This is a genomic window from Enterobacter vonholyi, from assembly GCF_040834095.1.
GTDB classification, from domain to species: domain Bacteria; phylum Pseudomonadota; class Gammaproteobacteria; order Enterobacterales; family Enterobacteriaceae; genus Enterobacter; species Enterobacter vonholyi.
Map to the genome: position 1 here is coordinate 1,504,033 of NZ_CP162152.1, position 13,184 is coordinate 1,517,216.

The 13,184-nt window shown below is 52.2% G+C and carries 10 protein-coding genes; 6 read left to right on the forward strand and 4 right to left on the reverse strand.

Going from position 1 to position 13,184, the window contains the following annotated elements:
* The first annotated feature begins 86 nt into the window (after window positions 1-86).
* Window positions 87-617: an anti-virulence regulator CigR family protein gene (locus tag AB3N39_RS07065; protein WP_111963925.1), complete on the forward strand. Its 531-nt coding sequence runs from the start codon at window positions 87-89 to the stop codon at window positions 615-617.
* A 36-nt stretch (window positions 618-653) separates the two neighbouring features.
* Here AB3N39_RS07065 and pflA read toward each other — a convergent pair whose 3' ends face one another.
* The 4 genes from pflA to ycaO all read right to left on the reverse strand — a co-directional run bounded on the left by pflA (window position 654) and on the right by ycaO (window position 6,957).
* Complete coding sequence (pflA, locus tag AB3N39_RS07070) at window positions 654-1,394, reverse strand: pyruvate formate lyase 1-activating protein (protein WP_045630022.1); 741 nt, start codon at window positions 1,392-1,394, stop codon at window positions 654-656.
* A gap of 204 nt (window positions 1,395-1,598) precedes the next feature.
* Window positions 1,599-3,881 carry a formate C-acetyltransferase gene (pflB, locus tag AB3N39_RS07075; RefSeq protein ID WP_023310992.1) on the reverse strand — a complete coding sequence of 761 codons (2,283 nt, stop codon included), beginning with the start codon at window positions 3,879-3,881 and terminating at the stop codon, window positions 1,599-1,601.
* Between the two features lie 51 nt (window positions 3,882-3,932).
* Window positions 3,933-4,790: a formate transporter FocA gene (gene focA, locus AB3N39_RS07080; RefSeq protein ID WP_008499974.1), complete on the reverse strand. Its 858-nt coding sequence runs from the start codon at window positions 4,788-4,790 to the stop codon at window positions 3,933-3,935.
* A 406-nt stretch (window positions 4,791-5,196) separates the two neighbouring features.
* Window positions 5,197-6,957 (reverse strand): 30S ribosomal protein S12 methylthiotransferase accessory factor YcaO, encoded by a 1,761-nt coding sequence (gene ycaO, locus AB3N39_RS07085; RefSeq protein WP_136194620.1) that lies wholly within the window; start codon window positions 6,955-6,957, stop codon window positions 5,197-5,199.
* Between the two features lie 127 nt (window positions 6,958-7,084).
* Between ycaO and AB3N39_RS07090 the strand changes: the two genes are divergently transcribed.
* The 5 genes from AB3N39_RS07090 (at window position 7,085) to rpsA (ending at window position 13,034) form a co-directional block, all read left to right on the forward strand.
* The gene (locus tag AB3N39_RS07090; protein WP_111964569.1) at window positions 7,085-7,777 is read left to right on the forward strand and encodes a DUF421 domain-containing protein; all 693 of its coding nucleotides are present in this window, start codon (window positions 7,085-7,087) and stop codon (window positions 7,775-7,777) included.
* Between the two features lie 162 nt (window positions 7,778-7,939).
* Window positions 7,940-9,028 carry a 3-phosphoserine/phosphohydroxythreonine transaminase gene (serC, locus tag AB3N39_RS07095; RefSeq protein WP_143344890.1) on the forward strand — a complete coding sequence of 363 codons (1,089 nt, stop codon included), beginning with the start codon at window positions 7,940-7,942 and terminating at the stop codon, window positions 9,026-9,028.
* 68 nt (window positions 9,029-9,096) lie between these two features.
* The gene (gene aroA / locus AB3N39_RS07100) at window positions 9,097-10,380 is read left to right on the forward strand and encodes a 3-phosphoshikimate 1-carboxyvinyltransferase (protein ID WP_111964567.1); all 1,284 of its coding nucleotides are present in this window, start codon (window positions 9,097-9,099) and stop codon (window positions 10,378-10,380) included.
* 185 nt (window positions 10,381-10,565) lie between these two features.
* On the forward strand, window positions 10,566-11,249 hold the full coding sequence (gene cmk, locus AB3N39_RS07105) for a (d)CMP kinase (protein ID WP_024907794.1): 684 nt from the start codon (window positions 10,566-10,568) through the stop codon (window positions 11,247-11,249).
* A 111-nt stretch (window positions 11,250-11,360) separates the two neighbouring features.
* The gene (gene rpsA, locus AB3N39_RS07110; RefSeq protein ID WP_008499966.1) at window positions 11,361-13,034 is read left to right on the forward strand and encodes a 30S ribosomal protein S1; all 1,674 of its coding nucleotides are present in this window, start codon (window positions 11,361-11,363) and stop codon (window positions 13,032-13,034) included.
* Window positions 13,035-13,184 lie beyond the last annotated feature (150 nt).

The window sequence follows — 13,184 nt, forward strand, 5'->3', positions numbered from 1 at the left end:
CTGTCACAACTAAGAGTTTTACTTATTGTTTGTTTATTGCGCCAGGCGATAATTCATGTGAGTCCTACCACTATAAGGCAGCAATCATGTCTATTCGTCGTTTTTCCACTACCGCACTTGCCGTAGTGTTGTCTTTAACGTTTGCAACGGCTCCGGTCATGGCTAATCCTGGAAACGGGAATGGCGGTGGTCACGGAAACGGTGGCGGGCAAGGTAATGGCGGTAATCATGGTAACGGGAATTCTGGTAACTCCGGCAACCATGGAAATAAGCAAAATAGCGGACAGGATAACCCTGGAAAATCGAATAAGAGCTTCAAAAATAGCAAAGATGTCGGTAATGATGTTGATGCTCGCGTGAGCTTCGATCATGCGCGTCACCTGGCGCTGAATTATGGCTTAACGGGTTATGACTCTCTGCCTCCGGGCATCGCGAAAAACCTGGCGCGCGGTAAGCCGCTTCCTCCGGGCATTGCGAAGAAAACCGTGCCAGCCTCTATGCTGGACCAGCTTCCTTCCTACCCAGGCTATGAATGGCGCGTGGTCGGGGACGACCTGGTCTTAATTGCGCTGAGCACAGCCATTGTGACGTCCGTTATTAACGGTGTATTTAAATAGAATATAAAAAAGGCCCGGTTTTACCGGGCCTTTTCTTTAATACATGACCTTGTGGCCATACTGCTCGAGAATACCTTTCACGCGTTCCATCGTCTCTTTTTTCGGCGGCTTCACGCCATCGAGTTTGTACTCTTCGCCCATGGCCACCCATTTATGTTTACCCAGCTCGTGATAGGGCAGAAGCTCGATTTTCTCGACGTTGCCCATGTCACGGGTGAATTCCCCCAGGCGGTGCGCGGAGTCGTCGTCGTCTGACCAGCCAGGAACAACCACGTAGCGGATCCAGGTTTTGATGCCTTTGTCGGCTATGTATTTGGCAAACTCCAGCGTGCGGTGGTTTGAGACACCAACGAGGTTCTGGTGGATCTCATCGTTCATCTGTTTGAGATCGAGCATCACCAGATCGGTCACTTCAAGCAGTTCATCAATCACCGGATCGTAGCGACGTACAAAGCCATTGGTATCCAGGCAGGTATGTATGCCTTCTTTGTGGCAGGCGCGGAACCAGTCACGGACAAATTCAGCCTGAAGAATGGCTTCACCGCCGGATGCGGTGACGCCGCCACCGGACGCGTTCATAAAGTGGCGGTAAGTCACCACCTCTTTCATCAAGTCTTCAACGGTCACTTCTTTGCCGCCGTGCGTGTCCCAGGTATCGCGGTTATGGCAGTACAGGCAGCGCATCAGGCAGCCCTGGAAAAAGGTGATAAAGCGGATGCCCGGGCCATCAACGGTGCCACAGGATTCAAAGGAGTGAATACGACCAATAGTTGACATTGCGGTGATATCTCCATCATCGGCCCGTCCCGGGCCTGTGTATGCACAGCTCAAAGCCGGCTGTGTTAAGTCTGTTTTGGCTGTTATCCATTAAGTATAGATAGCGGACAAAAGAGACTGAGGTGGAGAGGGTGCTAAAAAGGCCCCACTGACGTGGAGCCTTTATTGTACGCGTTGTTAACGCGTGATTTCAGTCAATTCCACTTACATGGACTGAGTGAAAGTACGGGTGATAACGTCCTGCTGCTGTTCTTTAGTCAGGGAGTTAAAACGTACTGCGTAGCCAGATACGCGGATGGTCAGCTGAGGATATTTCTCAGGGTGTTCCATCGCGTCGAGCAGCATTTCACGGTTCATTACGTTCACGTTCAGGTGCTGACCACCTTCGATGGACGCTTCGTGGTGGAAGTAACCATCCATCAGACCCGCGAGGTTGGTTTTACGCACTTCGTCGTCTTTACCCAGCGCGTTTGGCACGATAGAGAAGGTGTAAGAGATACCATCTTTCGCGTAAGCAAACGGCAGTTTAGCGACGGAAGTCAGAGAGGCAACAGCACCTTTCTGATCACGACCGTGCATTGGGTTAGCACCTGGGCCGAATGGCGCGCCAGCACGACGACCGTCTGGGGTGTTACCGGTTTTCTTACCATACACAACGTTAGAGGTGATGGTCAGAACAGACTGAGTCGGGATAGCGTTACGGTAGGTAGTCAGTTTCTGAATTTTCTTCATGAAACGTTCTACCAGGTCAACCGCCATGTCATCAACGCGAGAGTCGTTGTTACCAAACTGAGGATATTCGCCTTCGATTTCGAAGTCGATAGCCAGACCGTCTTCGTCACGAATTGGTTTAACTTTCGCATATTTGATTGCAGACAGGGAGTCAGCAGCAACGGACAGACCAGCGATACCACACGCCATGGTGCGGATAACGTCACGGTCGTGCAGCGCCATCAGAGAGGCTTCGTAGCTGTACTTGTCGTGCATGTAGTGGATAACGTTCAGTGCAGTGACGTACTGCTTAGCCAGCCAGTCCATGAAGTGATCCATGCGGTCCATGACTTCGTCGAAGTTCAGAACGTCGCCTTTGATCGGCTCAGATTTAGGACCAACCTGCATTTTCAGTTTTTCATCAACGCCGCCGTTGATAGCGTACAGCATGGTTTTCGCCAGGTTTGCACGCGCACCGAAGAACTGCATTTGTTTACCAACAACCATTGGGCTTACGCAGCAAGCGATAGCGTAATCGTCGTTGTTGAAGTCCGGACGCATCAGGTCATCGTTCTCGTACTGCAGAGAAGAGGTATCGATGGACACTTTAGCGGCGAATTTCTTGAAGTTCAGAGGCAGTTTTTCAGACCACAGAACGGTGATGTTCGGCTCCGGAGAAGGACCCATGGTGTACAGGGTGTTCAGGAAGCGGAAGCTGTTTTTGGTAACCAGAGTACGGCCGTCAACGCCCATACCGCCGATAGATTCTGTTGCCCAGATTGGGTCACCAGAGAACAGTTCATCATATTCAGGAGTACGCAGGAAGCGAACCATACGCAGTTTCATGACCAGGTGGTCAATCATTTCCTGAGCGTCTTGCTCGGTGATTTTGCCTGCTTTCAGGTCACGTTCGATGTAAGCATCCAGGAAGGTGGATACGCGACCGAAGGACATTGCTGCGCCGTTCTGAGACTTAACTGCGGCCAGGTAGCCGAAGTAGGTCCACTGGATAGCTTCCTGAGCGTTGGTAGCAGGACCAGAGATATCGCAGCCATATTTCGCCGCCATCTCTTTGATCTGACCCAGCGCGCGGTGCTGTTCAGCGATTTCTTCACGCAGACGGATAGTCGCTTCCAGGTTTACGCCATTTTCTAGGTCAGACTGCAGGGAAACAAACTGCGCGTACTTGTCTTTCATCAGGAAGTCGATACCGTACAGCGCAACGCGACGGTAGTCACCGATGATACGGCCACGGCCATACGCATCTGGCAGACCAGTCAGAACGCCAGATTTACGGCAGTTCAGAATGTCTTTGGTGTAAACATCGAATACACCCTGGTTGTGGGTTTTGCGGTATTCGGTGAAGATTTTTTTCAGCATTGGATCCAGCTCGCGGTTATACGCTTTGCAGGAACCTTCAACCATTTTGATACCACCGAACGGGATGATTGCGCGTTTCAGTGGTGCTTCAGTCTGCAGACCAACGATTTTCTCAAGGGCTTTGTTGATGTAGCCAGCATCGTGAGAAGTGATGGTGGAAGCAACGGAGGTGTCAAAATCAACTGGCGCGTGAGTGCGGTTTTCCAGTTTAACGCCTTCCATTACGCTGTCCCACAGCTTGGTGGTCGCGTCAGTTGCGCCAGCCAGGAAGGATTCGTCACCTTCATACGGGGTATAGTTTTTCTGAATGAAGTCACGTACGTTTACTTCATTCTGCCAGTCACCTTTCGCAAAACCTTCCCAGGCTGTGGCTAACTTTTCATTAAGCTCGGACATGTAACACCTACCTTCTTAAGTGGATTTTTTATTTACTGCCTGAGAAAACCATCAATGATGATCGTCGCCACGCAGGTAAATGACCCAGTATGTCAACCCAACTAACAGACCCCCACCGATAATGTTCCCGATAGTGACAGGGATCAGGTTATCAGTAATGAAATTCATAATAGTCAGGTGAGAGAAACTTTCCGGGGATGAACCAACTGCGGTCCAGAACTCCGGGCTCGCAAAGTCGCGGATGACAATGCCCATTGGGATCATGAACATATTCGCGATACTGTGCTCAAAGCCGCTGGCAACAAACATCGCAACCGGCAGAACCATAATTAAGGCTTTGTCCATCAGGCTACGACCCGAGTAGCTCATCCATACAGCCAGGCAGACCATCAGGTTAGCGAGGATGCCGAGAGCAACGGCTTCGATAAATGTGTGGTGCATTTTGTGGTCGGCGGTTTGCAGGACGTTAAGGCCCCAGCCACCGTTGGCGGTCATGTACTCGCCAGAAAGCCACATCAACAAAACAAAGAGCAGACAGCCAACCAGGTTACCCACGTAAACATTAAGCCAGTTACGTGCCAGCTGACCCCAGGTAATTCTTCCGCTGGCCTTTGCCACGACAATCAGCACCGTTGAGGTGAAGAGGTCGGCGCCGCAGATGACGCAGAGAATCAGACCCAGTGAGAAACAAATGCCGCCAATCAGTTTGGCCATACCGAAAGGCATTCCCGCAGTACCGGTGGTGGCGGTGATGTAGAAGACGAAAGCGATAGAGATGAACACACCAGCCGTGATCGCCAGATAGAACGTCTTCATCGGGTGTTTCGTTGCTTTATAGACACCCGCTTCTTCGGCAACTTTGGCCATCGCAGCAGGGAGTAAAAGATCAAAAGGGTTGTCAGCTTTCACACTAACTCTCTCTTTATTAAGTCGGCGACGAGATACTAACAAAGCATTATAGAAGAGAAATTGATATAGATCATATCTCGCCTGGCTTATAGGCCCGCAGTGTGTATGGATTTACAGCAAATGCGGAGTAAGTATTTGATTATCCGTATAAAAATAAATTTTAAAAGTTATGAAAAGAGTTGAATTTTTTCGTTCAGCCACCTCGGATACAGTTAATTAATATGGAGTATTTACCATAAAAAGTAACAGTAAAGCCCAGGTAAATATTATTATATTTACCCATGTTTAACTTTATTATTACAATCAACAGTCATTGCCGAAGAAAATAAAAAACGGGGCAATGAAATTGCCCCGTAATATAGCCCAGACGATTGAATACGCCTACTGCTGGTAATGTTATGTGCGCTTATTTTGACCAGTAAGCGGCTTTTGCTTTCTGCAGTTTTTCGTAGGCCTTCAGCAGCGACTGGTGCGCCGGGAAGGCTTTCAGATCGCTATCAACAGCCTGCAGGCCATAGAACGGCGCTTCGCCGCTCAGGGCCGCGCTGGCTGCTTCTACAGCCTCAGCACCGTACATGCGCACGAAAGCGTTCAGGTATTGCAGCGGTTCGCGATCCTCTTCCTGTGCAAGCAGCAGCAGGGTTTGCAGGCAACGGTAATAGTTGGTGCGCTCGGCAGAGAAGACCGACTGGTTGAACTCCATGGTCCACTCGGTCCAGGCCAGGGCCTGATCCAGGTCGCCACCCGCCAGGGCCAGCATCGCTTTCAGTTCACCGATACGCAGGGTATACCAGCCGTTATCTTTACCTGTCGCCAGACCCAGGAGTTCGCGTACGCGGGTGAAGTCATCGTGGCCTTCCTCGTCCAGTTGGGCGATCAGGTTCAGATAATCTTCTTTTTCCCACTCGCTGCCAGGCAGAGCCAGCAGCGTTTCGCGCAGATGTGCACCCATGCTGTTATTCGCCAGCCACAGATCTTCTGCAGGGTAGATGTCGGACATGCCGGGAACAATAATGCGGCATGCATAGACGCCCAGGTGCTCGTAGTCGGCGATATAGACGTCCTGGTCTTCGGCTTTGAAAATCGCCATCAGCGTCGCGAACTCTTCTTCCGTTGTCCCTGCAAAGCTCCAGTCCACGAACGGATAGTCTGCGTCCTGTTTGAACATATCCCAGGAGATCAAACCGCTGGAGTCAATGAAGTGGGTTTCGAGGTTCGTATGTTCAGCCACTTCTTCATCGTCAAACGTTGGCGGTGTGAACACGTCGAGATCTTTCAGGCTACGGCCCTGCAGCAGCTCGGTGACGGTGCGTTCCAGCGCCACGCCGAAGTCAGGGTGCGCGCCAAAGGAGGCGAAACAGGTGCCGTTTGTCGGGTTGAACAGCACGACGCAGATAACCGGGTACTTGCCGCCCAGCGAGCCGTCATAGGCAAAGATTGGGAAACCTTCTGCTTCCAGCTTAGCGATGGATTCCACCACGCCCGGGTAGCGCGCCAGCACGTCGGCCGGAATTTCAGGCAGGCTAATGGATTCGGCAATGATGCGGTTTTTAATGTGGCGTTCAAAGACTTCGGAAAGGCCCTGCACGCGCGCTTCATTGCGGGTGTTACCCGCGGACATACCGTTGGACACATACAGGTTGCCGACGATGTTCATCGGGATATAGACGGTCTGCTCGTCAGACTGACGGGTAAACGGCAGGGCGCAGATCCCACGATCCTCATTGCCAGACTGCAGATCGATCAGCATGCTGGCGGTCAGTTCGTTGTCTGGATCGTAGAAGGCACGCAGGCGTGCGTCGAGAATACCTTCCGGCAGTTCGTCGTCTTCGGTCAGCGGGAACCATTTTTCATTTGGATAGTGAACGAACGGGCCGTTAGCGATGGTCTCGCCCAGCCAGAAGTCAGCGAAGAAATAGTTGGTGGACAGACGCTCAAAATACTCACCCAGCGCAGAGGCCAGTGCCGCTTTTTTTGTCGCGCCTTTACCGTTGGTAAAGCACAGGGCACAGTCTTTATCGCGAATATGCACGGACCAGACGTGAGGCACCGGATTGAGCCAGGAGGCTTCTTCGATGTTAAAACCCAGGTCGGTCAGTTTCTGCTGGAAGCGAGCGATGGAATCTTCCAGAGCGGCATCTTTGCCGGGGATAAACGTTTGAGTCATGGCGTTCACTTTTATCGTACGTAAAGCGCGCAATGATACGGGTTTTGAGTGACGGGTGCTATCTTCGGCGAAAATAAATGGCTGGGCTATGCTTAGTGGCAGTAACTGACTGTTAAGGCATAGAAAAATGAAAGCATTTGATCTCCAGCGGATGGCGTTTGATAAAGTTCCTCCTGAATTTCTGGGCGAAGTGGCGCTCCGCAGCCTGTATACCTTCGTACTTGTCTTCCTGTTTCTTAAAATCACCGGCCGTCGCGGCGTAAGGCAGATGTCGCTCTTTGAGGTGTTGATCATCCTGACGCTGGGTTCAGCGGCGGGGGATGTCGCCTTCTATGATGATGTGCCGATGGTGCCGGTGTTTATCGTTTTTGTTTCACTGGCGCTTCTTTATCGCCTTGTCATGTGGCTGATGTCGAAAAGCGAAAAGCTGGAAGATCTGCTTGAGGGGAAGCCGGTCGTTATCGTCGAGGACGGGCAGTTGGCCTGGGAAAATGTACAAAGCGCCAATATGACCGAGTTCGAGTTCTTTATGGAGCTACGACTGAATAGCGTTGAACAGCTCGGGCAGGTGCGTCTGGCGATCATGGAGACCAACGGGCAGATCAGCGTCTATTACTATTCTGACGACGAGGTGAAGCCGGGACTGTGTATCCTGCCGGATATGCTGATCGAGCGTTTCAGAACCGTACCTGAGTCAGGCGAGTATGCCTGCGTGAGATGTAGCCACGTGCTCGCGATGCAGCCGGGGGATCGTCAATTATGCCCCCGCTGTGCAAATCCGGAATGGACGAAGGTTAGCCGGGCCAAACGCATCACCTGACAGCCATTTTGTCGGTTTTGTGATGGCGAGGCGGCAGATTGTTTTGTGTGACGCGGGGCACATTTCACGGGTCATAAGTTTTAGACATTGCGGCGCGTGTCACTGAATGATAAAACCGATATCCACAGTTATAACTTATGGCTTTTAGCGTGGTGAGGGGAAATGGCTCAAGTCTTTAATTTCAGTTCAGGTCCGGCAATGTTACCGGCAGACGTGCTTAAACAGGCTCAACAGGAACTCTGTGACTGGAACGGTCTCGGTACGTCGGTGATGGAAATCAGCCACCGTGGTAAAGAGTTTATTCAGGTGGCCGAAGAGGCAGAAAAGGATTTTCGCGATCTGCTGAATATTCCCTCGAACTACAAAGTATTGTTCTGCCACGGCGGTGGACGCGGCCAGTTTGCAGGCGTTCCGCTGAATATCCTCGGTGACAAAACGACGGCTGACTACGTTGACGCGGGCTACTGGGCTGCGAGCGCCGTTAAAGAAGCGCATAAATACTGCACGCCGAATGTTATCGACGCCAAAGTGACCGTTGATGGCCTGCGCGCCGTGAAGCCAATGAGCGAGTGGCAGCTTTCTGATAACGCAGCGTATCTGCACTACTGCCCGAACGAAACCATTGACGGGATTGCCATCGACGAGACGCCAAACTTCGGCAGCGATGTCGTGGTTGCCGCCGACTTCTCCTCCACCATTCTGTCTGCGCCAATTGATGTCAGCCGCTACGGCGTTATCTATGCGGGCGCGCAGAAAAATATCGGTCCGGCCGGTTTGACTATCGTCGTCGTGCGTGAAGACCTGCTGGGTAAAGCGCATAAATCCTGCCCGTCGATTCTCGATTACACCGTGCTGAACGATAACGATTCTATGTTCAACACCCCACCAACGTTTGCCTGGTATCTTTCAGGCCTGGTCTTCAAATGGCTGAAGCAAAACGGCGGCGTGGCACAGATGGACAAGGTGAATCAGCAGAAAGCTGAACTGCTGTATGGCGTGATCGACAAAAGCGATTTCTATCGCAACGATGTGGCGAAAGCTAACCGTTCCCGCATGAACGTGCCGTTCCAGCTGGCGGACAGCAGCCTGGATAAAGTGTTCCTTGAAGAGTCCTTCGCGGCAGGCCTGCATTCGCTCAAAGGTCACCGTGTCGTTGGCGGCATGCGTGCCTCCATCTATAACGCGATGCCGCTGGAAGGCGTTAAAGCTCTGACGGATTTCATGATCGACTTCGAACGTCGCCACGGTTAATAGCGCTGTTTTCACCCCCGTAGCCTGCTGCGGGGTTTTTATTATGTTGAGTTGAGAGTTAAGTTTTCATGGAATCCCTGACGTTACAACCTATCGCGCGGGTAGATGGCACCATTAATCTGCCTGGTTCAAAAAGTGTCTCGAACCGCGCTCTGCTGCTGGCAGCACTGGCAAACGGCACCACCGTCCTTACAAACCTGCTGGACAGCGATGACGTACGCCATATGCTCAATGCGCTGAAAGCGTTGGGTGTTCATTACATTCTCTCCGACGATCGTACCCGCTGCGAAGTGACCGGCAGCGGCGGCGCGCTGCAGACGGATGAAGAGCTTGAGCTGTTTCTGGGCAACGCGGGTACCGCGATGCGTCCGCTGGCGGCGGCCCTGTGTCTTGGGCGCAACAACATTGTGCTGACCGGCGAACCTCGCATGAAAGAGCGTCCGATTGGCCATCTGGTGGATGCCCTGCGTCAGGGCGGCGCGCAGGTTGAGTATCTGGAGCAGGAAAACTATCCGCCACTGCGTCTGCGCGGTGGTTTTAACGGCGGTCACGTCGAGGTTGACGGCAGCGTCTCCAGCCAGTTCCTGACGGCACTGCTGATGACCGCGCCGCTGGCGCCGCAGGATACGGTTATTACGATTAAAGGCGAGCTGGTCTCCAAACCTTATATTGATATCACCCTGCACCTGATGAAAACCTTCGGTGTCGAGGTGGAAAACCAGTCTTATCAGCGCTTCGTGGTGCGTGGAGCGCAGCAGTACCAGTCTCCGGGCAGCTATCTGGTTGAAGGCGACGCTTCTTCGGCTTCTTACTTCCTGGCTGCGGGCGCGATCAAAGGCGGTACCGTGAAGGTCACCGGTATTGGTCGCAATAGCGTGCAGGGCGACATCCGTTTTGCGGACGTGCTGGAAAAAATGGGCGCGGTTGTGACCTGGGGTGATGACTTCATTGCCTGTACCCATGGCGATTTGAAGGCCATCGATATGGACATGAACCATATTCCGGATGCGGCGATGACCATTGCCACTGCGGCGCTGTTTGCAAAAGGCACCACCACGCTGCGTAATATCTACAACTGGCGCGTAAAAGAGACTGACCGTCTGTTCGCGATGGCGACTGAGCTGCGTAAGGTCGGCGCTGAGGTGGAAGAGGGCGAAGACTACATTCGCATCACGCCTCCTGCAAAACTGCAGGTTGCCGAGATCGGAACCTACAACGATCACCGTATGGCGATGTGCTTCTCGCTGGTGGCGTTGTCAGACACGCCTGTGACCATCCTTGACCCGAAATGTACGGCGAAAACGTTCCCGGACTACTTCGAACAGCTGGCACGCATTAGCACGCTGGCCTGATAACACCTTGCCGCATCGCCTGATGCGGCATTTCCTTACGCTTCCTGACGAACACTTCCGTTCATTTCTTCTACACTCTGCTTCAATCAATCCGTAATTTGCACGCAAAGGTAACAGTTGCGCACGTTGACGCGTATAATGCGCGGCGTTCATGTAAACGGTATGCCTTATTTAAGGAGAAAAAGATGACGGCAATTGCCCCGGTAATCACCATTGATGGGCCGAGTGGCGCAGGGAAAGGGACTCTGTGCAAAGCGATGGCGGAAGCATTGCAATGGCATCTTTTAGATTCGGGAGCAATCTATCGCGTGCTGGCTCTGGCTGCGCTACATCATCACGTGGACGTGGCGTCAGAAGAAGCGCTGGTTCCGCTGGCCGCGCATCTTGATGTGCGTTTCGTGTCGACCGATGGCAACCTGGAAGTGATCCTTGAAGGGGAAGACGTGAGCGGGGAAATCCGTACTCAGGAAGTGGCGAATGCGGCCTCTCAGGTAGCGGCCTTCCCGCGCGTTCGTGAGGCGTTGTTACGTCGTCAGCGCGCGTTTCGTGAAGCCCCGGGTTTGATCGCGGACGGACGCGATATGGGAACCGTGGTATTCCCTGATGCACCTGTGAAAATTTTCCTTGACGCCTCTTCGGAAGAACGCGCTCAGCGCCGCATGCTTCAGTTGCAGGAAAAGGGGTTTAGTGTTAACTTTGATCGCCTTTTATCCGAGATAAAAGAGCGCGATGACCGCGATCGTAACCGCGCCGTCGCTCCACTTGTTCCAGCAGAAGATGCATTAGTTCTGGATTCAACCAGTTTAACTATTGAGCAAGTGATTGAAAAAGCGCTACAATATGCGCGCCAAAAACTGGCACTCGCGTAATCGCGACCGATTTAGCAGTACCCCCGCTGCAATGGATTGACGGCGGGTATGTGAAACAACCCCATCCGGCACGGAGCCAGGTGGACGTTAATATTAACCTGAAGATTAAACATGACTGAATCTTTTGCTCAACTGTTTGAAGAATCCTTAAAAGAAATCGAAACCCGCCCGGGTTCCATCGTTCGCGGTGTTGTTGTTGCTATCGACAAAGACGTAGTACTGGTTGACGCCGGTCTGAAATCTGAGTCCGCCATTCCGGCAGAGCAGTTCAAAAACGCCCAGGGCGAGCTGGAAATCCAGGTTGGCGACGAAGTTGACGTTGCTCTGGACGCAGTAGAAGACGGCTTCGGTGAAACCCTGCTTTCTCGTGAGAAAGCGAAACGTCACGAAGCTTGGATCACGCTGGAAAAAGCTTACGAAGAAGCTGAAACTGTGGTCGGTGTTATCAACGGCAAAGTTAAAGGTGGCTTCACTGTTGAGCTGAATGGTATTCGTGCGTTCCTGCCAGGTTCTCTGGTAGACGTTCGTCCAGTCCGTGACACCCTGCACCTGGAAGGCAAAGAGCTTGAGTTCAAAGTAATCAAGCTGGACCAGAAGCGTAACAACGTTGTTGTTTCCCGTCGTGCCGTTATCGAATCTGAAAACAGCGCAGAACGCGATCAGCTGCTGGAAAACCTGCAGGAAGGCATGGAAGTCAAAGGTATCGTTAAGAACCTCACTGACTACGGCGCATTCGTTGACCTGGGCGGCGTTGATGGCCTGCTGCACATCACCGACATGGCGTGGAAACGCGTTAAGCACCCAAGCGAAATCGTGAACGTGGGCGACGAAATCACTGTTAAAGTGCTGAAGTTCGACCGCGAGCGTACTCGTGTATCCCTCGGCCTGAAACAGCTGGGCGAAGATCCATGGGTAGCTATCGCTAAGCGTTACCCAGAAGGTACTAAACTGACTGGTCGCGTAACCAACCTGACTGACTACGGCTGCTTCGTTGAAATCGAAGAAGGCGTTGAAGGTCTGGTGCACGTTTCCGAAATGGACTGGACCAACAAAAACATCCACCCATCCAAAGTTGTTAACGTTGGTGATGTAGTGGAAGTGATGGTTCTGGATATCGACGAAGAACGTCGTCGTATCTCCCTGGGCCTGAAACAGTGCAAAAACAACCCATGGCAGCAGTTCGCGGAAACCCACAACAAAGGCGACCGTGTTGAAGGTAAAATCAAGTCTATCACTGACTTCGGTATCTTCATCGGCCTGGACGGCGGCATCGATGGCCTGGTTCACCTGTCTGACATCTCCTGGAACGTTGCAGGCGAAGAAGCAGTTCGTGAATACAAAAAAGGCGACGAAATCGCTGCAGTTGTTCTGCAGGTTGACGCAGAGCGTGAGCGTATCTCCCTGGGCGTTAAACAGCTCGCAGAAGATCCGTTCAACAACTGGGTTGCACTGAACAAGAAAGGCGCAATCGTAAACGGTAAAGTAACTGCAGTTGACGCTAAAGGCGCAACCGTAGAACTGGCTGACGGCGTTGAGGGTTACCTGCGCGCTTCTGAAGCTTCCCGTGACCGCGTTGAAGATGCCACTCTGGTTCTGAACGTAGGCGACGACGTTGAAGCTAAGTTCACCGGTGTTGACCGTAAGAACCGTGCAATCAGCCTGTCTGTTCGTGCTAAAGACGAAGCTGATGAGAAAGATGCAATCGCAACTGTTAACAAACAGGAAGATGCAAACTTCTCTAACAACGCAATGGCTGAAGCTTTCAAAGCAGCTAAAGGCGAGTAATATCAGGTTCTCAGCATCATTTGCGCTGTAACGCATTTACAGCGTGAAGGATGAGGAGCAAACTTGACAGATTGCAGGATTCGTCCTGTAATCAATAACAAAGGGCGGCTACGGCCGCCCTTGTTTAATGAGCTGTTCAGCTAATTGGTT

Excerpts from the sequence above, each read along its gene's own strand:
- cmk (WP_024907794.1), top strand. The coding sequence starts at position 10,566 with ATGACGGCAATTGCCCCGGTAATCACCATTGATGGGCCGAGTGGCGCA.
- serC (WP_143344890.1), top strand. The coding sequence starts at position 7,940 with ATGGCTCAAGTCTTTAATTTCAGTTCAGGTCCGGCAATGTTACCGGCA.
- ycaO (WP_136194620.1), bottom strand. The coding sequence starts at position 6,957 with ATGACTCAAACGTTTATCCCCGGCAAAGATGCCGCTCTGGAAGATTCC.
- pflA (WP_045630022.1), bottom strand. The coding sequence starts at position 1,394 with ATGTCAACTATTGGTCGTATTCACTCCTTTGAATCCTGTGGCACCGTT.
- rpsA (WP_008499966.1), top strand. The coding sequence starts at position 11,361 with ATGACTGAATCTTTTGCTCAACTGTTTGAAGAATCCTTAAAAGAAATC.
- AB3N39_RS07065 (WP_111963925.1), top strand. The coding sequence starts at position 87 with ATGTCTATTCGTCGTTTTTCCACTACCGCACTTGCCGTAGTGTTGTCT.
- pflB (WP_023310992.1), bottom strand. The coding sequence starts at position 3,881 with ATGTCCGAGCTTAATGAAAAGTTAGCCACAGCCTGGGAAGGTTTTGCG.
- aroA (WP_111964567.1), top strand. The coding sequence starts at position 9,097 with ATGGAATCCCTGACGTTACAACCTATCGCGCGGGTAGATGGCACCATT.
- AB3N39_RS07090 (WP_111964569.1), top strand. The coding sequence starts at position 7,085 with ATGAAAGCATTTGATCTCCAGCGGATGGCGTTTGATAAAGTTCCTCCT.